Source organism: Sphingopyxis sp. (genome assembly GCF_035998905.1).
Lineage (GTDB): Bacteria > Pseudomonadota > Alphaproteobacteria > Sphingomonadales > Sphingomonadaceae > Sphingopyxis.
In genome coordinates this window covers 183,250-207,805 of record NZ_DASYHG010000016.1, presented here as the reverse complement: position 1 = coordinate 207,805, position 24,556 = coordinate 183,250, and the positions used below count along the sequence as shown (strand labels likewise).

Below are 24,556 nucleotides of genomic sequence, written 5' to 3'. Positions count from 1 at the left end.
CCGGTGCTTGACGGCCAGCTTATCATCGATGCCGTCGTGCATCCCTGGAACATGTCGCCCGAGAACCAGAACCCGGCGGCGATGCCGCAGGTCGAGGCGGTCTATGCGTCGCACAAATTGTCGTTCGACGAGGCGAACAGCCATTTCGTCCTGCAGCCCGACGAATTTTATCGCGACCTGAGCTTCGACGTGATCGGGCGCGCCGAATTCGCCGAGAGCCCGGTCGATTTTGCGGTGCTGCACTCGCTCCCCAACCTCGGCTTCGGGCTCGGCCCGATCACCTTGCCCGAGAAATGCGTCGCCTTTCGCAATGCCTATCCCGACCGGGTCAAGATGTACGGGACCGTCGGCACGCCGATCGTTGCGAGCGCGATCGACGAGATCAGGCGCCAGATCGACGAATATGGCATCGACGGGGTCAAGCTCTATCCCGCCTTCTTCTACGACAATATCGGCCAGGGCTGGCGGCTCGACGGCGAGGATTGGGCGACGCCCTTTCTCGAATATATCCAAAAGGCGGGGATCAACCGCGTCGCGGTCCACAAGGCGCTGTGGCTCGAACCCGCGCCGCGCGAGGCGTTCGGCATCGACGATTTCGCCTCGCCGCTGTCGCGCTTCCCCGACATCCGTTTCGAGATGGTGCATGGCGGCGCCGCCTTCCTCGACGAGACGATCGCGCTGCTCCAGCGCCACCCCAATCTCTATCTGACGCTCGAGACGGTTTTCTCCTACATCCTCGTGAAGCCGCGCGTGTTCGCCAAGATCCTCGGCCGCCTCATCACCGAGGTCGGCTCCGAGCGCCTGCTCTTCGCGAGCGGCAACAATCTCGCGCATCCGCTGCCGCTGATCGAGGCCTTTCGCGGCTTCGAATTCGCGCCCGAGCATGTCGCCGAGTTCGGCATCCGCCAGCTGACGCAGCAAGACCGCGACAATATCATGGGGCTCAATTCGGCGAAGCTGCACGATTTCGATGTCGACGCGCTGCTGCCGCGCATCGCAGCCGACGAATTTTCTGCGATCCGCGCCGAAGGCGTACCGCAGCCCTGGAGTCTGCTGCGCGAATGAGCGACCATGGCCATCTCCTGCGCGACATCATGGCGCGGCTCGGCGAGATACCCGAGCCGTGCAGCATCTCGATGCAGAGCCCGATGACCATCGTCGAAATGGGCCTGATCGACGATGTCACGATTTCGGCCGACGGCAAGGTCTCGGTCGCGCTCTGCCTGACCGACACGGGCTGCGTCCATTATATGTCGATGACGCGCTTCATCGCCGATGCGCTGACCCCGCTCGACGGGGTGACGGGGGTCGAGGTTCGCCAGGTGCTCGACAAGCTCTGGACCGACGACCGTGTGCAGCGGCGCGCCTCATGAGGTTCGACGAGACCTACAAGGGGCTTCGTGTCCTCGACCTTGCGACCAACATCGCCGGGCCCTTCTCGGCGATGATCCTCGGCGACATGGGCGCCGACGTGATCAAGGTCGAGCGGTCCCCCGCGGGCGACGATACGCGCGGCCTGCCGCCGACGCATGACGGCACCGCGACGGTCTTCCTCGCGGTCAACCGCAACAAGCGCAGCCTGCTCCTCGACCTTCGCGATCCCGCCGACCGGGCGCTGCTGCTCGATCTTGCCGCGAACGCCGATGTCGTCGTCGAGAGCTTTCCGCCCGGCGTCGGCGAGAAGCTCGGCTTCACCTATGAGGCGTTCCGCAGCCGCAATCCCGACATCATCCTCTGCTCGGTATCGGCCTTCGGCGACGGGCCGGTGGGCAGCCGGATGCCCGGCTATGATGCGCTCGTCCAGGCGGTCAGCGGGCTCATGAGCTTCACCGGGAGCGCGGGCGATCCGACGGTGCGCATTGCGCCCTCGGTGCTCGACCTCGGGACCGGCATGTGGGCGGCAATGGGCATGATGGCGGCGCTCGCGCGCCGCGCCGCGGGCGGCGGCGGCGAGCATGTCCGCCCGGCGCTGATCGACACCGCCTTCAACCTCATGAACCACCAGCTGCTCGGTTATCTTGCGACCGGGAACGAGCCCGAGAAGCTGGGCTCCGGCGCGCCCAGCGCCGCGCCCTATGGCGTCTTTCGCGCTTCAGACGGCGAGCTGATGATCGCGACGGCGAGCGAGCCGCAGTTCCCGCGGCTGTGCGCCGCGCTCGGCCTGCCGCCGCTCGGCGAGGAAGCGCGCTTTGCGACCATCCCCGACCGCATTGCCAACCGCACCGACCTCGATGCGCTGATCGCGGCGCGCATTGCCGGGCGGAGCGTCGCCGAATGGCTCGACATATTGGGCGAGGCCGGCATCTCGTGCGGGCGGGTCAACAGCGTCGGCGAGGCGATCGCGCTTCCCGAGGTGAGCGAACGGGGGCTATTCGTCGATCTCCCCGGCGAGACCGGTACGGCGCCGCTCAGCCAGCTCCGGCTCCCGATCGACCGCGCCGGCGCGGGCGTGCGCGCTGCGCCGCCGGCGCTCGGCGCGCACAGCGATGCGATCCGCGCGGCGCTCGGCGCGGCGAAGGACTGGCCCGCAGCCGGGTAGACAGTCCGTGCGGAGGCAGCTTGGGAGTGGTGGCGGGGCGGCCGCGCGGGCCAGTCAACGTTATCGTTGACAAGTCATATTCCCCGCCGCATGATCGGGTGAGGACAGCGCGAGGCGACCCTTTACCGCACTTGTCGCGCCCGGTCGAGAGGAAGTCGATCGCTGTCATATTCGCCGGCTTGCCCGGCACCGCGCTGCGACGGCAACCGGTGTCGGACCAGCCTAGTTCCAGTTGACGAACGTCCGCCCAAGCTGTTTGGATCGGCTGTGGGCGTTCAGCTAGGCAAGACTTATGACAAAAGCACCAGCGAGTAATATCTCGCGTCGCCGCAAGTCGGCTCTCGTCGACGGCAATAGCGACTATATGGCGAAGCGCGAGGAACTGGTCGAGATCGCGGGCCGCCAGTTCAAGGCCAATGGCTTTCGCGCCACCACCCTCGCCGAGATCGGCCACAAGGCCGGCATGGACCGCGCGACGGTCTATTATTATTTCGGCAGCAAGGAGGAGTTGTTCCGCGAGTGCGTCCGCCTCAGCGTCGACGCCAATATCGCCGAATGCGAACGCATCGCTGCGGACCTCAGCCGCGATGCCAAGGACCGGCTGCGCGCCGTGATCATCCAGCTGATGCTCGCCTACGACCGTTATTATCCGCACATGTATGTCTACATCCAGGAAGAGATGGAGCGCATCGCGAGCGAGAAGAGCGACTGGGCGCAGCAGATCATCACCCAGACGCGGACCTATGAGCGGATCGTGCTGAGTCTCATTTCGGAGCTGATGAAGAAGGGCGAGCTGCGCGACGACATCGCCGTGTCGATCGCGGCGAACGCGATCTTCGGAATGCTCAACTGGACCCACCGCTGGTATCAGCCGGGCGGGCCGCACTCGGCCGAGGAAATCGCCGACAGCTTCTGCAAGATTTTCTTCGGCGGGCTCGACGCGAAAAAGGCCTGAGCCCGCCTGTCCTGATCAGAGCCGCTCGCGCAGCGCCCGCTTGTTGACCTTCGTCGCCGACATCGGCCACTCCTCGGCGGTCATGAAATAGACCGCGCGCGGTACCTTGTAGCTCGCGATCTTGCCCTTGCAGAAGTCGATCAGCTCGTCGGCACCGGCGGTCATGCCGGGGCGCAATTCGACGAAGGCCACCGGCACCTCGTCGAGGCGCGGGTCGGGTTTACCCACCACCTCGGCGATCCGCACCGCGGGATGGCTTGCGAGATAGGCCTCGACCTCGATCGCCGCGACATTCTCGCCGCCCACTTTGAGCATATCCTTGGCGCGGCCGTTGAACGTCAGCCGGCCTTCGCCGCACCTTTTGTAGAGATCGCCGGTGTGGAGCCAGCCATCCTCGTCGAGCGCCTCGGCGGTCTTCACCGGGTCGCGATAATAGCCCGACATCACGCAATAGCCGCGCACCAGAATCTCGCCGACCGAATCGGGCGGGAGATCTTCGCCCGTCTCGGGATCGACGATCCGGACCTCGACGCCGGGGACCGCCTTGCCCTGGCAGTTGGCGCGATTGAAACGCGACTCGCCTTCATCCATCAGCGCGAAGATGCCAGCGGTCTCGGTCATCCCGCACGCCTGCATGAACTCGGTCTGCGGCAGCAAGGTCATCGCCCGCTCGACGAGGCTCTCGGGGCCGATCAGCAGCACCGAGCGCAATTTGTCGAGCTTCGCGGGATCGAACTCGGGATGGTCGAAGAGTGGCTGCAGGATCGCCGGGAACCACGGCCAGGCCGCGGTGACGCCTTCGCGTTCCATCAGCTTCAGCGCGCGGCCGGGATCGAAGAAGACGTCGGTGATATAGGTGCCGGCGCAGCCGACCGAGCCGATGAAGGGCGCCAGCGATCCGATGTGGAAGAGCGGGCCGCCGCCCCATGTCACTTCATGGTCGGCCGAGCGGAAGCGGTTCTGGGCACGGAACACCGGACCCCGGGTCATCGACTCGTGCGAGAGCATGCAGCCCTTGGGATTGGCGGTGGTGCCCGAGGTATAGATGATCACCGCATTGTCGCAGATCCGCGTCGAGCGGCGGCGATGGTCGATCTCGGCCTCGCTCACCGGCTCAGCGGCGGCCGCGAGATCGGCGGCGCCGAGGAAGCCCGCCTGCTTGTCGCCCGACAGGAGGATGAGGTGGCGGAGCAGCGGCGCTTCTTCGAGATGGAGCGCCTGCGCATCGGCCGCCGCGCCGACCGAGGGGAGGGCGGTGGCCAGCACCTCGCGGAAATCGAGATAGCTGGTGTCCGCCGCGGCCGTCAGGATCGCGCAGAGATCGGCGTTGGCGATAATATATTGCAGCTCATGCGCCTTGTGGCGCGCATTGAGCGGCACAGCGACACAATTGGCGAGCAGGATGCCGAAGAAGCCCGCGACCATCTCGGGGCCATTGTTGCAAAGGAGACCGACATGCGAGCGCGGCGTGATCCCGAGTCCCGCGAGCCCGCGAGCGACGTCGGCCGCGCGGCCGAGCAGCTCGCCATAGGTGAGCGATGCGTCGGGGAAGGCGATCACCTTGCGATCGGGATGGCGGGCCGCGCCGCGAATCAGCAAGTCGGCAATCGGTGCCACTTCGGTCCATTGCGTGAACGCCGTCATTCGTCATCCTCTCCTGTGCGCGGGGGTCGCCTTCGCGCCTGCGCGTTGTTTCCCGGTCTTTTGTGTCGCCCACCTTGCCGCCTACAAATGGTCATTGACAAGGGGGGTGCCCCCTATCTATCAACGCATGTGTTGATAAACAAGAATTGATTGGGCGGAGGAGCCGGAAGATGAAGTTTCACCTGATGCAAACAGGCGTGGTCGGTCGTCGCAAGGAGATCGAACAGGGCATGGCGGGCCAGCGTCCCGAGCTGTATCAGCGCTTTCTCGAAGAGGTGCGCGGCTATGTGAAGCTCGCCGACGAGCTCGGCTATTATGGCTATTGCCAGCCCGAGCATCACCTGCAGATCGAGGGCTTCGAGGCGAACAACCATCCGGGCATGTTCAGCCAGTTCGTCGGCCAGCACTCGAAGCGCCTGAAGGCGGGGATCATGGGTTACACCATGACCACCCACAATCCGGTCCGCGTCGCCGAGGAAATCGCGACTCTCGACCATATGCTCCAGGGCCGCCTCTATTGCGGCTTCACGCGCGGCTATCATGCGCGCTGGGTCGATGCCTATGGCATCAAGGAAGGCGTCGGCGCCACCACCCCCGACAATGTGAAGGCGCGCGACCAGCAGGACGCCCGCAACCGTTCGCTCTTCGAGGAGGGCGTGCGCGTCGTGAAGAAGGCCTGGACGAACGATGTGTTCGACCACAAGGGCGAAAATTGGCAGTTCCCGCCGGAGGGCGGCTCGGGCGGCCACCCCGCCTACGCCAAATATGGCAAGGGCCAGGACGAGAATGGCATCGTTCGCCAGATCGGCATCGCGCCGCGCTGCTACCAGGATCCGCACCCCCCGATCTACGGCGGCTTCGCCGCCTCGGGCCGCACGATCGACTTCTGGGCCGAGGAAGGCGGCAAGCTGATCGTCCTCTCGGACAATATCGAATTCTGCGAAATGCTGAACAACCGCTACATCGCCTCGGCCGCGAAGGTCGGCCGCGAGGTCACCAACACCCAGGCCTCGGCATGGGGCGGCTTCCTGATGCTCACCGACAGCAAGGACCGCGCCGCCGAGCTCATGGCCGAGCATATGTGGTTCTGGGACGAATGGTTCATTCCGCTCGGCCAGCGCCCGCCCAACGTCCTCATCGGCACCGCCGACGAGATTGCCGACAAGATCGGCAAGGCGCATGACAAGCTCGGCTTCGACGAACTGTTCCTGATGTTCGGCCAGGGCCATCTCGAACCCGAGGCGAACCAGGAAGAGCTTGAGCAGTTTATCGCCAAGGTCGCGCCGCGCTTCTCGACCAAGGACGCCGACGGCACCTGGACCTGATCGCCGCACAAGCAAAAAACAGAATTTGAGGAGAGAGAGAATGTCGATGCAGTGCGGGATCTTCATGACCCCCTACAATCCGCCGAGCCGGACGCCGCGCCAGGTGTTCGACTGGGCGCTCGATATCGCGCGGATTGCCGACGAAGCAGGCTATGCCGATTTCATGATCGGCGAACATTATACGCTCGGCTGGGAGAATATCCCGATGCCCGAGGCGGTGATCGCGGCCTGCGCGCAGACGACCAAGAATATCCGCTTCGCGCCGATGGCGCATCTCCTCCCCTATCACGACCCGGCGACCCTCGCGATCCGCATCGGCTGGCTCAGCCAGGTGATGGAAGGCCGCTACTTCCTCGGCGTCGCGCCGGGCGGCCACCACACCGACGCCATTCTCCACGGCTTCGACGGTATCGGCCCGCTGCCGCCGCGCCAGCTCGAGGCGCTGCGCCTGATGGAGCGCGTGTGGGAACAAAAGCCCTTCAAGGAGAAGGGCGAATGGTTCCAGGCCGGTTTCCCGGGCCCCGACACCATGCCCGAATATGACGTGATCATCGCCGACAACAATCCCTATGGCGGGCGCGACAATCTCGAGATCGCGGTGACCGCGCTGTCGATGAACAGCAAGTCGATGGAGTTCGCAGGCTCGCGCAACTACAGCCCGATTTCCTTCTTCGGCGGCACGCCGCAGATGAAGGCGCATTGGGACACCTGGGCCCGCGCGATGGAGGCCAATGGCTTCACCCCCGACCGCAAGCGCTTCCGCGTCTGCCGCGACGTGTTCATCGCCGATACCGATGCCGAGGCGAAACGGCTCTTCCTCAAGAGCGGCATGATGCGGACGTGGAAGGAATATCTGAAGGAAATCTACGTCAAGTTCGGCCTGTTCAACGGCATCATCGAGGATAGCGGCGTCGACATCACTCCCGACAATATCGACGAGGATTTCCTCGCCGAGCATGTCGTGCTCTGCGGCTCGCCCGAAACGGTGATCGAGAAGCTTGAAATCCTCGCCGACAAATGCGGCGGCTGGGGCCAGATCGTGGCCAACCAGCATGACAGCCTCGACGATCCCAAGCCCTGGGAAGAGTCGATCCGCCGCCTGGCCACCGAGGTTTGCCCGAAAGTGCGCATGTCGATCTGAGCCCGTCTCCGGGGGCAGGCGCCCCTCCGCTCCACGGCGCCGGGAGAGATAAGATGAGCACAGGCAAAGCCTGCGTATTGGTCGAGCCGAACCGGATCGAGACCTGGGAGGTCCCGATCGTCGATCCCGAGGCCGGCGGGGCGCTCGTGCGCATCGTCGCCGGCGGCGTCTGCGGAAGCGATGTCCATATCGCCGACGGCGGGGCAGGGGTGATGCCCTTTCCGATCATCCTCGGCCATGAAGGCGTCGGGCGCGTCGAGAAGCTCGGGCCCGGCGTGTCGACCGATTATGCCGGCGAAACGGTGAAGGTCGGCGACCTCGTCTATTGGGCGCCGATCGCGCTCTGCCACCGCTGCCACAGCTGCACCGTGCTCGACGAGACGCCGTGCGAGAATTCGCAATTCTTCGAGCATGCCGAAAAGCCCAATTGGGGAAGCTATGCCGACTACGCCTGGCTCCCCAACGGCCTTGCCTTCTTCAAGCTTCCCGAAGGGGCTTCGGTCGAGGCGGTGATCTCGCTCGGCTGCGCCCTTCCGACCGCGCTGCGCGGCTTCGATCGCTGCGGCCCGGTGCGTCTCGGCGAGACCGTCGTGGTGCAGGGCGCGGGGCCCGTCGGGCTCGCCGCGATCCTCGTCGCCGCGCAAATGGGCGCGCGCGAGGTCATTGCGATCGACATGCATGACAGCCGCCTCGCGGTCGCGAAGTCGCTCGGCGCGACGGCGACGGTGTCGCTGAAATCGAGCCCCGAGGAACGCCGCCGCCAGATCTACGAGCTCTGCGGTGCGAACGGGCCGAATGTCGTCGTCGAGGCGGCAGGCGTGCTGCCCGCTTTTCCCGAAGGCGTTTCGCTCGCGGGCAATCATGGTCGCTATATCATTCTCGGTCTCTGGGGCGCGATCGGCGAGCAGCCGATCAGCCCGCGCGATCTGACGACGAAGAATCTCACCATCGCCGGGGCGACCTTCCCCAAGCCCAAACATTATCACCAGGCGCTCCACCTCGCGGCGCGCCTGCAGAACGATGTGCCGCTCGCCGATCTCGTGACCCACCGTTTCGGGATCGAAGGAGCGGTGGCGGCGCTCGAGGCGACCAAGGCCGGGGAGGTGATCAAGGCGATCATCGACCCCGAAAAGAGCTGAACCAGGAGAGTATCAATGGCTTCGAGTATCCAGGACGACCGCGTTCGCGCCCCGCGGCCCGACCATATCCCCGCCGAACTCGTGCGCGAGATCGACATGTATGCGCTCGACGGCATCGAAGAGGGCTATCATGAAGCCTGGAAGGCACTCCAGACCCCCGACATGCCCGAGCTCGTCTGGACCCCGCTGACGGGCGGACACTGGATCGCGACGCGCGGTCATATCGTCAAGGAAGTCTATGAAAATCCGCCGCTCTTTTCGAGCGAGGTCATCTTCCTCCCCAAGGAAGCGGGCGAGAAATATCAGATGGTGCCGACGCGGATGGATCCGCCCGAGCACACCCCGTACCGCAAGCTCCTCGATTCCGGCCTCAAGCTTGCGAAAATCCGCAACGTCGAGGAGCAGGTGCGCGAAGCGGCGATCAAGCTGATCGAGCCGCTCGTCGCCAAGGGCGAATGCGACTTCGCGCGCGACTATGCCAATATCTTCCCCGTCGTCGTCTTCATGACGCTCGCCGACCTGCCGATGTCCGACGTGCCCAAGCTCTCGAAGTTCGCGGTCGACATGACCCGCCCCGCCGGCAACACCCCCGAGGAGATGGCGGCGACGCTCGAGGCCGGCAACAATGGCTTCTTCGCCTATGTCGAGCCGATCATCCGCGCCCGCACCGGCGGGACCGGCGACGACCTCATCTCGATCATGGTCAATGGCACGATCGACGGCGAACCGATCGAGCATGAAAAGGCGCTCGGCCTGATCTCGCTGTTGCTGCTCGGCGGCCTCGATACGGTGGTCAATTTCCTGAGCTTCTTCATGATCTATCTCGCGCGCCACCCCGAGAAGGTCGCCGAGATCAGGGACGACGATCTGAAGCTGCGCCGCGGCGTCGAGGAACTGTTCCGCCGCTTCCCCGTCGTGTCCGAAGCGCGCATGGTCGCGGTCGACCAGGTCTATCGCGGCGTCGAACTGAAGCGCGGCGACATGATCCTGCTGCCCACCGCGCTGCACGGGCTCGACGAGGCCGACAACAGCAATCCCTGGGAACTCGACTGGGATCGCCGCGCGCCGCAGCATTCGACCTTCGGCGGCGGTCCGCACCGCTGCGCGGGTCTGCATCTTGCGCGCCTCGAGGCGACGGTGACGCTCCAGGAATGGATCAAGCGCATCCCCGACTTCAAGCTCAAGGATGGCGCCAACCCCGTCTATCACTCGGGCATCGTCGCTGCGGTCGAGAATGTGCCGCTCGAATGGCCGGTGCGTTGACCGCCGGCGGTGGCATGGGGCCGCGGCTCGCGGGCCGCGTCTGCGTCGTCACCGGCAGCGGGCAGGGCATGGGCCGCGCCTCGGCGATCGCCATGGCGCGCGAGGGCGCGAAGGTCGTCGTCGCCGACATCAATGCCCATAGCGGCAACGAGACCGTCGCGATGATCGAGGCCGAGGGCGGCACCGCGAAATTCATCGCGGTGGACCTGCGCAATTCGGCGTCGATCCAGGCGCTGATGGATCAGGCGGCCGCGACCTTCGGCGGCATCGATGTCGTCCACGCCAATGCCGCCGTTCACGAAACCGACCTGACCTCGGAAACCTCGATCGAGGATCTCGACGAGGCGGTGTGGGACATGGTCCACGACATCAATCTCAAGGCGGTCTGGCTCTGCACCAAATTTGCGGTGCCCTATCTGAAGGGATCGAAAGCACCCGCGAGCGTGAATGTCGCCTCGACCGGCGCGCTCGTCTCTTATCCGATGGCGGGCGCCTATTGCGCGTCGAAGGGCGGGGTCGCGATGCTCACCAAGGCGAGCGCCACCGACCTTGCGAAATATGGCATCCGCGTGAACTGCTATTGCCCGGGCGCGATCCGTACCCCGATGCTCCAGAATTATATCGATGCCGCCGACGATGGCGCCGCGGTCGAGGCGAGCCTGCGCGGCGCGCATCTGCTGCCGCGGCTCGGCGAGCCCGAGGAAGTCGCGAAACTCGCGGTGTTTCTTGCGAGCGACGATGCGTCCTTCATCACCGGCGCCGCCTATCTCATCGACGGCGGCGCGCTCGCCTGGCGCGGACAGGCTGCCTGATCAGGGCGTGCCGCTGTGCTTGGGGGTCCGGGCAGCGATCCTCAAAGTCTCGCGCACCATCGTCTTGCTCGCACCGAGCGCGATCGCATTGCGCAGATGCACCTTGAAGCCGGGGACGAAGCGATGCGAGGGCGTCGCGTCGCTCGCCATCGCGATCAATTCCTTGGTGACGGCACGGACCTTGCCGCTCTTCCACGGGATCGCGCAATAGGTGAAGAAGCCCTCGAAAATGTCGGGCGAGAGAATGAGCATCGATTGCAGGAAGCCCGGCACCTCGGCCTCGAACCCCTTCCAGAACGGATCGTCGCCGACGTAGCGATCCCACAGGGCGACGCGCTCGGCATCCATCGTCGTCTCGATTCGCCCGTGCCGGCGCGCGGCCTCGAGAACGGGGACCGAACTCACCATCAGGCTGTGCACGCCGAGTCCCGAAATGAGCGCGATCACCTCCTGCACCTGCTCGAATGTGGCACCGGCGGCGAAGGCCTTTTCGATGCTCTGATCGATCGCGGCGCGGTCGAGCGAACAGACCGAAACGCAGCATCCAAGCTGGATCAGCGCGGTGGAAAGTTCGTCGAGCGGCGCGCCGTCGGCAGCGCCATTTAACGCTACGACAGCCAAGGCTTCCAGGTCTTCGAGGTTCGTCATGCGAGGCACCCTAACGCTTCGTCGAAAGCTGTCAACTTTAGTGTTGACTGGCGCTTCCAAGCGGCTATCTAGAGTCCATAACAATAGATGGAGGGGGTCGTCTTGGCGACGCTGGAAGAACGGATCAGGAAGCTCGAGGATCGTGCGGAATTGCACGACCTGGTGATTGCCTATTTCCGTGCGACCGACGACGATGACTACGACACCATGGCCGCCTGCTTCGCACCCGACGCGCGCTTCGTGGCGTCGGGGTTCGACGGTGGTTCGGGCCGCGACAAGGTGATCGAATTTCTGCGCGCGGCCCGTGCCGGCATGAAGCAGACCGTTCACACCCCCAATTATGTCCAGATCGAATTCCAGGGCGACGACCGGGCCACCGGCCTCATCGCCGCGCATCTCGAACTCGGGATGGGAGACGACACGGTCTATGCCGCGGTGCGCTATATCGACGCCTACCGCCGCATAGACGATCGCTGGCAGATCGAGAGCCGCGAAATGCGCGCGATCCATGTCGGCACCTGGGACCAGGCGGGCAGCTCGCTGTCGACGCCGCTCAATGTTCGTTGGCCGGGCGCCGAGCCCGCTCCATCGGATCTGCCACGTAAACTGACCTGATTTTCGGAGCTTAATACCAACGACCCGCTTTCGTGCGCCTAAATCGTCAACGTAGTTGTTGATATAGAATGAACCGCCGACGCGCCGAAGAGCACGGCCGGCATATTGGGAGGAGAGACATGATGACCCAGGAGAAAATGCGCTTCCGGTCCACGCTGCTTGGCAGCGGAGCCGTGCTGATGGCCATCGCTGCGGCTAGCCCGGCCGTCGCCCAGACGACGCCGCCCCCGCCCACCGAAGAAACGAGCTATGACGACAATGCGATCGTCGTGACCGCGCAGAAGCGCGAGCAGAACATCAACGACGTCGGCGTCACGGTGCAGGCGATCAGCGGTTCGATGATCGAAGACCGCCAGATCAACAGCCTCGCCGATCTCGCCAATGCCGTCCCGGGCCTCTCCTACACCAACAGCGGCTCGAACACGCCGGTCTATACGCTGCGCGGCGTCGGCTTCTACGAAACGACGCTTGCCGCCTATCCCGCGGTGTCGGTCTATCTCGACGAAGCGCCGCTCGCCTTCCCGGTGCTCACCAACAATCTGGCCTATGACCTCGAGCGTGTCGAAGTGCTGAAGGGTCCGCAGGGCACCTTGTTCGGCAATAATGCGACCGGCGGTGCGATCAACTATATCGCCGCCAAGCCGACCGACAGCTTCGAGGCCGGCGGCAGCATCAGCTACGGCCGCTTCGACACGATCCAGGGTGAAGCCTATGTGAGCGGCCCGCTGTCCGACAAGATCGGCGTTCGCCTTTCGGGTAAGGCGATCCATTCGGGCGACTGGCAGAAGGGTTATACGAACGACGCGACGACCGGCAAGACCGAGACCTATGCCGCGCGCCTGCTCGTCGACATCAACCCGACCGAAACGCTGCGCGTTCAGCTCAACGTCAATGGCTGGGTCGACAAGAGCGATCCGCAGGCCGTGCAATATATCCTCTATCGTCCGAACATCCCGGGCGTGCCGACCGCGGTCGAAAATTACCCGAAGGCACCCGAGCGTCCGCGCGCGGCCGACTTCACCGAGTCGATCAACCCGAGCTCGAACAACAAGTTCTGGCAGGCCGTCGGCCGCATCGATCTCGACATTTTCGACAATGTCACGCTCACCTCGCTGACCTCCTATGTCCATTATAATCAGGACATGCCCTATGACGGCGACGGCGTGACGCTGCAGGATTTCGACGTCGCCGAGTTCACCGGCAAGGTCCGCACCTTCTCGCAGGAACTGCGTCTCGCCAACTCGGGCAGCTCGGACTTCCGCTGGGTCATTGGCGGCAACTATTCGCGCGACAAGGGCGACGATTATTACATCCTGACCTATCCGGACTCGACGGTCGCCGCGGCGCTCGGCATTACCCGTTCGGGCTATCAGAGCCAGCAGACGATCAAGAATTACGCCGGCTTTGCAAACGGCGAAATCGACTTCGGTCAGATCACCGCGAAAGCGGGCATTCGCTACACCAAATCCGAGCGCAGCGCGACGTCCTGCTTCTTCAGCCTTGCCGGCCAGCCGCATGGCGTGATCTTCACCGGCATCAGCGACCTGCTCCGCGCGCAGAACGGATTGCCGCCGTCGGGCATGACCTTCGACTCCGATCAGTGTCTGACGATCGATGTGACGGGGATCAACGGCGCGGCGCCGACCTATCTGCCGGGCGAGTTCGCCGGCACGCTCAACGAGGACAATATCTCATTCAAAGCGGGTCTCGACTGGAAACCCAACCGCGACACCTTGCTCTACGCCAACGTCACCAAGGGCTACAAGGCGGGCAGCTTCCCGTCGTCGGCGGCCGCTACCACCGCGCAGCTTACCGGCGTGAAGCAGGAATCGCTCCTGTCCTACGAGCTCGGCGTCAAGGCGACCCTGCTCGACGGCAGCCTCCAGGCGAACGCTGCGGCCTTCTATTACGACTATAAGAACAAGCAGCTCCGCTCGAAGCTTCTCGATCCCGTGTTCGGCGTCCTCGATGCGCTCGTGAACATCCCGACCTCGGACGTGAAGGGCTTCGAAGTCGAACTCAACGCGCAGCCGACCGACGGGCTCAACGTCTATGCGAACCTCGTTTACGTCGACTCGAAGATCAAGGAGTTCCAGGGCTTCAGCGGCGCCGGCGTGTTCGACGACTTCTCGGGAGCGCCTTTCCCTTACTCGCCGAAATATTCGGTGGGCGCGGGCTTCAACTATGAATTCCCGGTCTCGAGCAGCATGGCGGCCTTCGTCGGCGCCGATCTCACTCATCGCAGCAGCACGACCGCGATCATCGGCAACGCGCCGGGCTACGAGATCGGCGACTATACACTGCTCGACCTTCGCGCAGGCGTGAAGAGCCAGGACGACCGCTGGCAGTTCTCGATCTGGGGCAAGAATGTCGGCAACGAATATTATTGGACGAACGTCGCGAGCTACTACGACACCGTCGCACGCTACGCGGGCCGGCCGGCGACCTATGGCGCCACCCTGTCGTTCAAATACCGGTAAAATTGGGCAAACTCGGAGGGGGCTGCGGTTCCCTCCGGCATTTTTAGACCTGTAGGAAGACCGCTAGTGAATAATGAACAGACATTGAGCCGCCTTGTCGAGACGCAGGCGATCGAACGCATCCTGTTCGACTATGCCTATTATCTCGACATGAACATGCCGGACAAGATGGCCGAGATGTTCACCGACGACTGCGTCGTCGACTATGCGCCGAATTTTGGCGCGACGGGGATTGAAGCCTATAAGAAGACGCTCGATGGAATCGGCACCTTCTTCAAGGCGACCAGTCACCATGTCTCGAACATCTGCGTCGATTTTGTCAGCGATACCGAAGCCACCGTCCGCGCGGTCGTGCTCGCCATCCACCGCTACGCCAAGGACCGCCCCGACGGCATCCTTTACGGCCAATATCATGACGTGGTCGTGAAAGAGGACGGCGTCTGGAAGTTCAAGGTTCGCGTCCTCAAGACGACGATGGGCACCGACTATCATGTGAAGACGGCGAACCCGACGGAGCGCGTTGCGTGACATCGCCGACCGATCGATTCACCGAAATCCGGATCGATCACGCCGGCAGTATCAGCTGGATCGTTCTCAATCGCCCTGACCGCGCCAATGCGCTGTCGGCGGCGATGTTGGAGGAGTTTTCCGAAGCGCTCGAATATCTCAAGGACAATGGCGGCCCCGTGATCGGCATTCGCGCCGAAGGCAAGGGCTTCTGCGCGGGCTTCGACCTCGATCAGGTCGGCAAGCTCGGCGGCGCCACCAGCCTCGACCCGATTGCAGATCGCGACCGGCTCCAGCGCAATCTCGACCGGTGGATCGCCATCTGGGATCATCCCAAGCCGGTGATCGCTGCGGTCCATGGCTATTGTATCGCGGGCGCGACGCAAATGTGCGTCTTTGCGGACATCACCGTGGTGGCGGAGGATGCCCGCATCGGCGAGCCCGCAATCCCGATCGGCGGCGGCTATCTCGCGCCCATCTGGTCGACCTTGGTCGGCCCGAAGCGGGCGAAGGAATTGTCCTTCGTTCCGGGCAATTCGATCGACGGGCGCACCGCGGTCGAATGGGGCTGGGCCAATCATGCGGTTCCCGCCGAGGATCTTGTCGCCTCGGTCGAAGGGCTGGCCGACCGGATCGCGCTGACGCCGCCCGAGGTGCTGCGCATCAAGAAACTCTCGATCAACCGCGCCGCCGAGGCGCAGGGCTTTGGCCAGGCAGCCGCCCATGTCGCGGACATGGATGCGCTGCTCCATCAGGCCGACGCCGTGAAGGCGGTGAAGGCGCGCGCAGCCGAGATCGGGATGAAAGACCTTATTGCGGAATACCGGCGCGAGCCGACGACGCCGCTCAAACCGATCAGAAAAGAAAACGGGGAATAAGATGGCTGATGTCGAATATTCGGTAACGGGCAATATCGCCCATGTACGGCTCAATCGTCCGCAGGGGCTCAACGCGATCACCCCCGAAATGGACGACCTCCTGTTCGAGGCATGGACCGCGATCAACGAGGATCCCAACATCTGGTGCGCGATCCTTTCGGCCGAAGGCGAGAAGGGCTTTTGCATCGGGGCGGATGTCTCGGGCGGTGCCGAACGCAAGTCGCGCATGGCGCTCGCCGGCGGCTTGACCGGCATCGGCGGTCCGATGGTGACGCTGAAGAAGCCGCTCGTGGCCGCCGTGCAGGGCTTCTGCGTCGGCGGCGGTTTCGAGCTTGCCATGTGCGCCGATATCATTGTCGCTGCCGATACAGCGCAGTTCGGACTTCCCGAAACAAAGGTCGGCATCATCGGCGAGTGCGGCGTCGTCCACCGCGCCGTGCGCCAGCTGCCTTACCGCATCGGCATGGCGATGATCCTCACCGGCGACCGCATCAAGGCCGACGTCGCCGAACGCTACGGCCTCGTGAACGAAGTCGTCGCCTTCGCCGATCTCGCCGACACCGCGCAGAAATGGGCCGAAAAGGTCACGGCGGCATCGCCGCTCGCGAACCAGGCCGCGAAGGAAGCCGCGAATGCGAGGTTGGGGCATCCGCTCGAGGTCGCGCTGATGAGCCGCTTCGAGTCGATCGAGCAATATGCATCGACGGCCGACAAGCGCGAGGGCGAGGTGGCCGGCGCCGAGCGGCGCAAGCCCGTCTGGACGGGGCGCTGAGGGACTGAGCCATGACCACGCCGATCGATCCCCGCCACTTTCGCAATGTTCTTGGATGCTATCCGACCGGCGTCTGCGTCGTCACAGCGACGCACGACGGCGCACGGCACGCGATGGTGGTCGGCAGCTTTACCTCGATCTCGCTCGATCCGCCGCTCGTCGGCTTCTTTCCGGACAAGAAGTCGACGAGCTGGCCCCAGATCGAAGCGACCGGGCATTTCTGCGCCAACATCCTCGCTGCCGACCAGAAGCATCATTCGAGCCGCTTCGCCGCCAAGGGCGAGGACAAGTTCGCCGGGATCGATTGCGGCACCACGCCCGCCGGCCTGCCGCTTCTCGACGATGTGCTCGCCTGGATCGAATGCTCGATTGCGTCGGTGACCGAGATCGGCGACCATCTTCTTGTTGTCGGCGCCGTGCAGGCGCTCGAGATGCGCGACACCGGCACCCCGTTGCTCTTTTTCCGCGGAGGCTATCATGACCTTGCAGCCTGTATCGAAACCCAGGCATGACCCGGTGACGGCGATATCGCCCATCGCGGACATCATTGCCGAAGCCCGCAACGGGAAGCCCTTCATCCTCGTCGATGCCGACGACCGGGAGAATGAAGGCGACATCATCATCCCGGCGCAATTCGCGACGCCCGACCGTATCAACCAGATGGCGACGCACGCCCGCGGTCTCATCTGCCTCACCATCACCGCCGAGCGGGCGCGTTTCCTCGAACTCGAGCAGATGTCGCAGAACAACCGCTCGGGCCATGGCACCGCCTTCACCGTCTCGATCGAGGCGCGCGAAGGGGTGACGACGGGCATCTCGGCCTATGACCGCGCCCACACCGTGTCGGTGGCGATCAATTCGCGCGATCCGAAGCGCGACATCGTCTCGCCGGGCCATGTCTTCCCGCTCGTCGCGCGCGACGGCGGCGTGCTTGTGCGCGCCGGCCACACCGAGGCGGCGGTCGACATTTCCAATCTCGCGGGGCTCATCCCGGCGGCGGTCATTTGCGAGGTGATGAACGACGACGGCTCGATGGCGCGCCTCGCCGATCTCATCCCCTTTGCCGAAAAACATGGCATGAAGATCGGCACGATCGCCGACCTCATCGCCTTCCGCCGTAAGTCCGAAATGCTCGTCGAGCGCGTCGCCTCGGGGCCGTTCGTCAGCCACTATGGCGACGACTTCACCATCCATGTCTATCGCGACAAGGTCGACGGCGGCGAGCATGTCGCGCTCACCCGCGGCACGATCAAGCCCGACAGCGACACGCTCGTGCGCGTCCACCAGTTCGATCTCACCGCCGATCTGCTCGGCTATCGCAACGCCCATCCCGATTATGTGCCGGCGGCCTTGAAGCAGCTCGCCGCGCATGACGGCCCCGCGGTCGCGGTGTTCATCCAGGATCCCGATCCGCAGTCGATCTCGCGCCGCGTCGGCGGCGGGCGGCGCGAATATGCCGAGCGCGCCAGCGACCGCGACTATGGCTTCGGCGCGCAGATCCTGCGCGATGTCGGCGTCGGACGCATGACGCTGCTCACCTCGAGCAACCGCAAGATGGCCGCCCTCGAAGGCTTCGGCCTCGAGATCGTCGGCCGCCAGCCCATCGTGGCGAGCGATGATGGCTGAGGCGGGCCTCGCCGCGAACAAGGAAGTGGTGCGCCGCTTCTTCGAGACTTTCTCGAGCGGCGATGTCCCGGCGATCCTCGATGCGATGGCCGACGACGGCGGCTGGTGGGTGTCGGGGCGGCTCGACGGCATGTCGGGGCGCTACGACAAGGCGAGTTTCGGGCCGTTGCTCGCCGGCGCGACGCAAATCTACAAGGACGGATGCCTGCGGATCGAGCCCAAAAGAATGATCGCCGAGGGCGACCATGTCGCGGTCGAGGCCGAGGGCCGCGCCGAACTGCTCGATGGCCGGGTGTACACGCCGCACTATCATTTTCTCGTCGAGGTGCGCGGCGGGCGCGTGCAGGAAGTGCGCGAATATATGGACACGCAGCATGCGAAGGAGATTTTCTTCGCCTGACGGCTCAGCCGGCGGGGTCGCCGGCATAAGGAGCGGCCAGCGCCGCTTCGATCTGGCCGATCGTATCGTCGAGCATCAGCTCGAGCTTCTCCGACTGTCCCATCATCCCGCGCGAATGGATCACCAATATGTTGAGGAACATGAAGCAGGCGGTGATCAGGCGGCGCTGCGCCGCGGTGTCGGGCATCGCGGGCATATGAGCGCGCAGCAGCATCAGCGTGCGCGCGAGCGCGGGCGGCAAATCCTCGCCGAAATTGCCATAGCCGCGCCCTTCATGGCGCATCAGATACTGGCTGAGGAAGGCCGCATAGGCATAGTCGCCATGCGCATCGATGAGCTCGATCTGCGGCAGGAAGACCGTGCCGATCAGCGTCCTGAGATCGATCGCCTCGTCGGGCCGGTCGCCGAGCATGACGACGCGCCCGGCTTCCATCTGCCACATCCGGTAACTGAAAACCGCTTGCACCAGCGCCTCGCGGGTACCGAAATGATATTGGACGGCGTGGTGATTGCGCTGCCCCGCAGCGGCCGCGATCTCGCGCAGCGAGGCGCCCTCGATGCCGTCGCGCGCGAAAATCGTCTCGGCCGCATGGATGAGCGCGCGCTTCGCCTCGCCGGGCGGCGTCGGGATCGTCTGGGCAATGGCGGCATTGATCATGGCCCGGTGTGGCTCGCTCGCGCAGGCAGGTCAACCGACCCGCGCAGATTTTATCAACGCCTATGTTGATTCTTCTTGACCCCGATGCCCCAAAAGGTCAATTTAAGCCGACTGGCTTAATGCCGGCTGGGAGAGACATTATGAGCATGGACACGGGTCTGATCTTTCACCCCTATATGCGTCCGGGGCGCACTGCGCGTCAGACGTTCGAATGGGGGGTGCAAAGCTCTATCGCCGCCGACAAGGCGGGCTTTTCGACGATGATGATTTCCGAACACGCCTCGCAGATCTGGGAGAATATCCCGGCGCCCGAGCTGATCATGGCGGCCGCCGCGCTCCAGACCGAGAAGATCAAGTTCGCGCCGATGGCGCACATCCTGCCGCACCATAATCCGACCAAGCTCGCGATGACCGTCGGCTGGCTCTCGCAGATCCTCGAAGGCCGCTATTTCATGGGCATCGGGGCAGGGGCCTATCCGCTCGCTTCCTATATGCACGGCATCAAGGAAGAGGATCAGAACACCGAGCATCTCAACGACATGGTGCGCGAATCCCTCTTCATCATGGAGAAGATCTGGGCGCGCGAACCCTTCTTCTACGAAGGCAAATATTGGGACGCGGGCTTCCCCCAAGAGGAGGAAGCGCTGACCGAGGAGGACGAGCAGCACAAGCTCGCCAATTATTCGCCTTATGGCGGCGGCTTCCCCGAGTTCGCGGTCACCGGCTTCAGCGCCAATTCGCCCTCGATGCGGCTCGCCGGCGAGCGCAACTTCAAGCCGGTCTCGATCTATTCGGGTCTCGACGCGCTGAAGCGCCACTGGGAAATTTACTCCGAGGCGAACATCAAGGCGGGCTTCACCCCCGACCGCTCGCGCCACGCCGTGTCGCAGACGGTGTTCGTCGCCGACACCGACGCCGAGGCCAAGCGCCTCGTCATGGAGGGGCCGATCGGCTTCTGCTTCAATCGCTATCTCATCCCCATCTGGCGCCGCTTCGGCATGATGGACGGCTTTGCGAAGGATGCCGGCATCGACCCGCTGGCCGCCGATCTCGAATTCCTCGTCGACAATGTCTTCGTCGTCGGCTCGCCCGACACCGTCGTCGACAAGCTCAACCATCTTTTCGAAAAATGCGGCGGCTGGGGAACGCTCCAGATCGAATCGCACGATTATTATGACGATCCCGCACCCTGGTTCCATTCGCTCGAGCTCGCCGCAAAGGAAGTGGCGCCCCGGGTGAAGCTGCCTGGCGCGGCCAACTGAGAGGATAAGGGGCGCGATGGCAGGGGACGCGATGGACTTTGATGTGGTGATCGTGGGGGCAGGGCATGGCGGCGCGCAGGTCGCCGTCATGCTCCGCACCCAGAAGTTCGAGGGGACGATCGCGATCATCGGCGACGAGCCCGAGCTCCCCTATGAGCGCCCGCCGCTCTCGAAGGAATATTTCGCGGGCGAGAAGGAGTTCGAGCGCATCCAGCTTCGCCCCGCCAAATATTGGGACGAGCGCGGCGTGGCGATGCTCCTCGGCCAGCGTGTCGTCTCGGTCGATCCCGCCGCGCACAAGGTCACGACCGACCGCGGCGAGACGATCGGCTATGGCAAGCTCGTCTGGGCAACGGGCGGTTCCCCGCGCATGCTGCCGATACCCGGCGGCGATCTGCCCGGCGTCCAGGGCGTGCGCACGCGCGCCGACGCCGATGCGATGAAGGCGGCGTCGGAGACGGCGCGCCAGATTGTCGTCATCGGCGGCGGTTATATCGGGCTCGAGGCCGCGGCGGTCCTGCGCAAGGCGGGCAAGAAGGTGGTGCTATTGGAAGCGCTCGACCGCGTGCTCGCCCGCGTCGCCGGCACCGACCTGTCGCGCTTCTACGAGCGCGAGCACCGCGAACATGGCGTCGACCTGCGCCTCGGCGTTTCGGTCGAAGCGCTTGAGGGCGAGGGCCGCGTCACCGGCGTCCGGCTTGCCGATGGCGAGCTCATTCCCGCCGATCTGGTCATCGTGGGTATCGGCATCATTCCCGCCGTCGAGCCGCTGATCGCGGCCGGCGCCGAGGGCGGGAACGGCGTTCTCGTCGACCGCCTCTGCAAGACCAGCCTCCCCGACATCTACGCGATCGGCGACTGCGCCGCGCATGAGAATGACTATGCCGAAGGCGTCGTGATCCGGCTGGAATCGGTCCAGAATGCCAACGACCAGGCCAATGTCGTGGCCAAGGGCATCGTCGGCGACGAAGCCCCCTATCATGCCATTCCCTGGTTCTGGTCGAACCAATATGACCTCAAGCTTCAGACCGCCGGACTGTCGACCGGGCACGACCGCGCCGTGCTGCGCGGCGATGTCGCGAGCCGCAGCTTCTCGGTCGTCTATCTGAAAGCCGGAAAGGTGATCGCGATCGACTGCGTCAACGCGACCAAGGACTATGTCCAGGGCCGCATGATCGTGACCGCCGGTCTCGTCGCGACCGCTGAGCAGCTCGCCGATCCCGAAACGCCGCTCAAATCCTTGCTGCCCGCGGCAGCCGCATAACCAGATGGAGTTTAGTGCATGCCAAGTTTGACCGTGGTCGATCGCGAGGGGACCGCCCACACGCTGGAGGCCGATGCCGGGCTGACCTTGATGGAGGTGATCCGCGACAATGGCTTCGACGAGTTGCTCGCGCTGTGCGGCGGCTGCTGCTCGTGCGCAACCTGCCATATCCATGTCGATCCCGCCTTTGCCGGCAAGCTGCCGGCGATGAGCGACGATGAGAACGATCTTCTCGACAGCTCGGAGGACCGCAACGAAACCTCGCGCCTCTCGTGCCAGATTCCGTTCGACGACGCGCTCGACGGCATCAAGGTGACGATCGCACGCGAAGATTGAGCGGCCCGGCCCGGCGATGAGGCCCTGCGGTCGGTCCGCCGGGCCCTTTTGCATGAGCGGGCAGTGACCTTGCGCCGCAGGCGCACAGCTGAACGGAGACGGATATGGAAGTGAACAATCTGACCGCGGTGGTGACCGGCGGTGCCTCGGGCCTTGGCGGCGCGACCGCGGTGATGCTCGCGGGGCTCGGCGCGAAGGTGACGATCTTCGATCTCAACGAAGAAGTCGGCGAGGCGCATGCCGCGGCGATCGGCGGGCTGTTCGCGCGGGTCGATGTCGCCGACGAGGCGAGCGTTGCCGCCGGTCTCGATGCTGCAGAGGCGGCCCATGGCGTCACGCGCCTCCTCGTCAATTGCGCCGGCGTCGCGCCGGCGATCAAGACCGTCGGCAAGGAGAATGCGCCGCATCCGCTCGCCGCCTTCCGGCGCGCGGTCGAGATCAATCTCGTCGGCAGCTTCAACGTCATCGCTCAGTTTGCCGCGCGTCTCGCGGCAGCCGAGCCGGTCGGCGAAGAACGCGGCGTCATCGTCAACACGGCCTCGGTTGCGGCGTTCGACGGGCAGATAGGGCAGGCGGCCTATGCTGCCTCGAAGGCCGGCGTCGCGGGCATGACGCTTCCTGTCGCGCGCGATCTTGCGCAGCACCGCATTCGCGTCGTCACCATCGCGCCCGGCATCTTTCTGACGCCCATGCTGATGGGCCTGCCGCAGGCCGCGCAAGACAGCCTCGGGACGCAGGTTCCGCACCCGAGCCGCCTCGGCAAGCCTGAGGAATATGCGCAGATGGTCCGCGCAATCGTCGAGAATCCGATGCTCAACGGGGAGACGATCCGCCTCGACGGCGCGATCCGCATGGCGCCGCGCTAGGGCCCGAAGACACCGAACCTGCCGAGGGCAGGCTCCGGCGGCCACCTTCGGTGTCCGAAGAGGAAGAGTCCGGCCGGAAGCCGTGACGGAAAGAGGTTGGGAGAGAGGCTCCCGGCGTCCGTCATGGAGCAAGGTCATGACCCCACTCACCCAAAATCCGGCGCCGGGCCAGCCGCTTGGCTACAAGGTCGATATCTCGCGCGGCCAGCGGCTCGGCCGCGTCTCGTCCGAATGGTTCTCGCGACCCGACGACGAGCGCTATCTCTCGCTGCCCGACCTCTATGAAGCGGTGCGCGCGCGGGCCGACGCTGCCACGACTCGCACCGTCGAAACGCGCGCGATCCATGTCGAGGCCGCATCCGACAATCCCGAGCGGCTGGTGCTCAGGCTCCCCGACCGCAGCGAGCCCGTGGCGCCGACCCATTGGTCCTTCGGCCAGCTCTGCAGCCTCGTGGGCGCGCCGGCTGGCTATTTGCGCCAACTGCCTGCAGCGCTTGCCGGCATCAACATGCAGCATGGCTTGCTGTCGCATCGCGCAGAATTGGTGAAGACCCTCGAGACCGGCGACGGCCGCACCGAGCTGCGCGCCGTGACCGGCCCCGACTATGGCCGCATCTGGGACCATGAACTCGTGTCCGCCGTGATGAAGATTGCGGGCAACGGCACCGGCGACACGCGCTGGAAGATCCCCGGCATGCTCGACTGGTCGACGATGCATCACAATCCCTTCGTCGAGGTGACGAAGGACACGACCACGCTGTACGCCAGCGACCGCGACGTGTTCCTCTTCCTCGTCGATGACGCCAACCCGATCGAAGCCGGGCGCCTCCCGAACGGCGACCCCGACCTTTTCTTCCGCGGCTTCTACTGCTGGAACAGCGAGGTCGGGTCGAAGACGCTCGGCATGGCGACCTTCTATCTTCGCGCCGTGTGCATGAACCGGAACATCTGGGGCGCCGAAGGTTTCGAGGAGATCAGCATCCGGCACAGCAAATTCGCGGCCGGCCGCTTCGCGCAGGAAGCCTCGCCCGCGCTCGAGCGCTTCGCATCCTCGTCGCCGGGGTCCTTCCTGAACGGGATCAGTGCCGCGCGCACCGCGATCGTCGCCAAGACCGTCGAGGAGCGACAGACCTTCTTGCGCAAGCGCGGCTTCTCGAAAGGCGAGACCGACAAGATCATCGCGACGGTCCTCCAGGAAGAGGGCCATCCGCCGACGTCGATCTTCGACTTTGTGCAGGGCATCAACGCGCTCGCGCGCGACCGGCCGCATCAGGATGCGCGTCTCGATCTGGAAGGAAAGGGCGCGAAACTGCTGGCTTCGGTTCGCTGACGCCAGCTCGGCGCGTCGGTCTGGCGTGGTCCTGTTCCCAAGAGGAAGAGGGCTGCGCCGGAGCCATGACGGGCCAGGGGTCGAGAGAGAGTCTTT

The 24,556-nt window shown here is 64.7% G+C and carries 25 protein-coding genes; 22 read left to right on the top strand and 3 right to left on the bottom strand.

Translation table 11 applies throughout. The features are described from left to right. Window positions 1-3 precede the first annotated feature (3 nt). The 4 genes from VGN62_RS08355 to VGN62_RS08340 all read left to right on the top strand — a co-directional run bounded on the left by VGN62_RS08355 (window position 4) and on the right by VGN62_RS08340 (window position 3,494). A complete protein-coding gene (locus VGN62_RS08355; protein ID WP_067185474.1) occupies window positions 4-1,065 on the top strand; it encodes an amidohydrolase family protein in 1,062 nt (353 codons plus the stop codon). After that, the gene (locus VGN62_RS08350) at window positions 1,062-1,373 is read left to right on the top strand and encodes a metal-sulfur cluster assembly factor (protein ID WP_067185473.1); all 312 of its coding nucleotides are present in this window, start codon (window positions 1,062-1,064) and stop codon (window positions 1,371-1,373) included. The genes VGN62_RS08355 and VGN62_RS08350 overlap by 4 nt, the downstream gene beginning before the upstream one ends. After that, entirely contained in the window at window positions 1,370-2,539 is a 1,170-nt protein-coding gene (locus tag VGN62_RS08345; protein WP_067185471.1) for a CaiB/BaiF CoA transferase family protein, read from the top strand. Before VGN62_RS08350 ends, VGN62_RS08345 begins: the two co-directional genes overlap by 4 nt. A gap of 292 nt (window positions 2,540-2,831) precedes the next feature. Then, window positions 2,832-3,494, top strand: a complete 663-nt coding sequence (locus VGN62_RS08340; RefSeq protein ID WP_067185469.1) for a TetR/AcrR family transcriptional regulator — start codon at window positions 2,832-2,834, stop codon at window positions 3,492-3,494. A gap of 15 nt (window positions 3,495-3,509) precedes the next feature. On the opposite strand, the gene VGN62_RS08335 is transcribed toward VGN62_RS08340, so the two are convergent. Then, window positions 3,510-5,138, bottom strand: coding sequence for a class I adenylate-forming enzyme family protein (locus VGN62_RS08335; protein WP_067185467.1), 1,629 nt, complete (start codon window positions 5,136-5,138; stop codon window positions 3,510-3,512). Window positions 5,139-5,308: 170 nt separating this feature from the next. Here VGN62_RS08335 and VGN62_RS08330 point away from each other — a divergent pair, with 170 nt between their 5' ends. The 5 genes from VGN62_RS08330 to VGN62_RS08310 are packed head-to-tail and all read left to right on the top strand — an operon-like array spanning window position 5,309 to window position 10,818. Then, on the top strand, window positions 5,309-6,463 hold the full coding sequence (locus VGN62_RS08330) for an LLM class flavin-dependent oxidoreductase (protein ID WP_067185465.1): 1,155 nt from the start codon (window positions 5,309-5,311) through the stop codon (window positions 6,461-6,463). Between the two features lie 40 nt (window positions 6,464-6,503). Next, the gene (locus VGN62_RS08325) at window positions 6,504-7,604 is read left to right on the top strand and encodes an LLM class flavin-dependent oxidoreductase (RefSeq protein ID WP_234180780.1); all 1,101 of its coding nucleotides are present in this window, start codon (window positions 6,504-6,506) and stop codon (window positions 7,602-7,604) included. A 53-nt stretch (window positions 7,605-7,657) separates the two neighbouring features. Further along, complete coding sequence (locus VGN62_RS08320; protein WP_067185463.1) at window positions 7,658-8,743, top strand: zinc-binding dehydrogenase; 1,086 nt, start codon at window positions 7,658-7,660, stop codon at window positions 8,741-8,743. A gap of 15 nt (window positions 8,744-8,758) precedes the next feature. Further along, window positions 8,759-10,006 (top strand): cytochrome P450, encoded by a 1,248-nt coding sequence (locus VGN62_RS08315; protein WP_067185461.1) that lies wholly within the window; start codon window positions 8,759-8,761, stop codon window positions 10,004-10,006. Further along, window positions 9,991-10,818, top strand: coding sequence for an SDR family NAD(P)-dependent oxidoreductase (locus VGN62_RS08310; protein WP_327452649.1), 828 nt, complete (start codon window positions 9,991-9,993; stop codon window positions 10,816-10,818). Before VGN62_RS08315 ends, VGN62_RS08310 begins: the two co-directional genes overlap by 16 nt. Here the strand turns inward: VGN62_RS08310 and VGN62_RS08305 are convergent, their stop codons facing one another. Continuing rightward, entirely contained in the window at window positions 10,819-11,466 is a 648-nt protein-coding gene (locus VGN62_RS08305) for a carboxymuconolactone decarboxylase family protein (protein WP_067185460.1), read from the bottom strand. 102 nt (window positions 11,467-11,568) lie between these two features. Between VGN62_RS08305 and VGN62_RS08300 the strand changes: the two genes are divergently transcribed. From VGN62_RS08300 to VGN62_RS08265, 8 genes are all read left to right on the top strand, one after another. After that, window positions 11,569-12,081, top strand: coding sequence for a nuclear transport factor 2 family protein (locus VGN62_RS08300; RefSeq protein ID WP_234180784.1), 513 nt, complete (start codon window positions 11,569-11,571; stop codon window positions 12,079-12,081). Window positions 12,082-12,203: 122 nt separating this feature from the next. Further along, complete coding sequence (locus VGN62_RS08295; RefSeq protein ID WP_234180786.1) at window positions 12,204-14,561, top strand: TonB-dependent receptor; 2,358 nt, start codon at window positions 12,204-12,206, stop codon at window positions 14,559-14,561. Between the two features lie 66 nt (window positions 14,562-14,627). Then, window positions 14,628-15,089, top strand: coding sequence for a nuclear transport factor 2 family protein (locus VGN62_RS08290; RefSeq protein ID WP_067185456.1), 462 nt, complete (start codon window positions 14,628-14,630; stop codon window positions 15,087-15,089). Further along, window positions 15,086-15,946, top strand: coding sequence for an enoyl-CoA hydratase-related protein (locus tag VGN62_RS08285; RefSeq protein ID WP_327452641.1), 861 nt, complete (start codon window positions 15,086-15,088; stop codon window positions 15,944-15,946). The genes VGN62_RS08290 and VGN62_RS08285 overlap by 4 nt, the downstream gene beginning before the upstream one ends. Window position 15,947: 1 nt before the next feature. Further along, window positions 15,948-16,718, top strand: a complete 771-nt coding sequence (locus tag VGN62_RS08280; RefSeq protein ID WP_067185452.1) for an enoyl-CoA hydratase/isomerase family protein — start codon at window positions 15,948-15,950, stop codon at window positions 16,716-16,718. An 11-nt stretch (window positions 16,719-16,729) separates the two neighbouring features. After that, complete coding sequence (locus VGN62_RS08275) at window positions 16,730-17,230, top strand: flavin reductase family protein (RefSeq protein ID WP_067185451.1); 501 nt, start codon at window positions 16,730-16,732, stop codon at window positions 17,228-17,230. A 4-nt stretch (window positions 17,231-17,234) separates the two neighbouring features. Next, window positions 17,235-18,344, top strand: coding sequence for a 3,4-dihydroxy-2-butanone-4-phosphate synthase (ribB, locus tag VGN62_RS08270; RefSeq protein ID WP_237233544.1), 1,110 nt, complete (start codon window positions 17,235-17,237; stop codon window positions 18,342-18,344). Continuing rightward, window positions 18,337-18,744 carry a nuclear transport factor 2 family protein gene (locus VGN62_RS08265; protein WP_067185447.1) on the top strand — a complete coding sequence of 136 codons (408 nt, stop codon included), beginning with the start codon at window positions 18,337-18,339 and terminating at the stop codon, window positions 18,742-18,744. The genes ribB and VGN62_RS08265 overlap by 8 nt, the downstream gene beginning before the upstream one ends. A 4-nt stretch (window positions 18,745-18,748) precedes the next feature. On the opposite strand, the gene VGN62_RS08260 is transcribed toward VGN62_RS08265, so the two are convergent. Next, entirely contained in the window at window positions 18,749-19,402 is a 654-nt protein-coding gene (locus VGN62_RS08260) for a TetR/AcrR family transcriptional regulator (RefSeq protein ID WP_067185445.1), read from the bottom strand. 140 nt (window positions 19,403-19,542) lie between these two features. On the opposite strand from VGN62_RS08260, the gene VGN62_RS08255 reads away from it, so the two are divergent. From VGN62_RS08255 to VGN62_RS08235, 5 genes are all read left to right on the top strand, one after another. Further along, window positions 19,543-20,664 (top strand): LLM class flavin-dependent oxidoreductase, encoded by a 1,122-nt coding sequence (locus VGN62_RS08255; protein ID WP_067185444.1) that lies wholly within the window; start codon window positions 19,543-19,545, stop codon window positions 20,662-20,664. Between the two features lie 31 nt (window positions 20,665-20,695). After that, window positions 20,696-21,928: an NAD(P)/FAD-dependent oxidoreductase gene (locus tag VGN62_RS08250; protein ID WP_327452634.1), complete on the top strand. Its 1,233-nt coding sequence runs from the start codon at window positions 20,696-20,698 to the stop codon at window positions 21,926-21,928. Window positions 21,929-21,946: 18 nt separating this feature from the next. Then, window positions 21,947-22,264 carry a ferredoxin gene (locus VGN62_RS08245; RefSeq protein ID WP_327452632.1) on the top strand — a complete coding sequence of 106 codons (318 nt, stop codon included), beginning with the start codon at window positions 21,947-21,949 and terminating at the stop codon, window positions 22,262-22,264. A gap of 104 nt (window positions 22,265-22,368) precedes the next feature. After that, window positions 22,369-23,130, top strand: a complete 762-nt coding sequence (locus VGN62_RS08240; RefSeq protein WP_327452630.1) for an SDR family NAD(P)-dependent oxidoreductase — start codon at window positions 22,369-22,371, stop codon at window positions 23,128-23,130. A 136-nt stretch (window positions 23,131-23,266) separates the two neighbouring features. Next, window positions 23,267-24,460 (top strand): DUF932 domain-containing protein, encoded by a 1,194-nt coding sequence (locus VGN62_RS08235; RefSeq protein ID WP_327452628.1) that lies wholly within the window; start codon window positions 23,267-23,269, stop codon window positions 24,458-24,460. The last annotated feature ends 96 nt before the right edge of the window (window positions 24,461-24,556 follow it).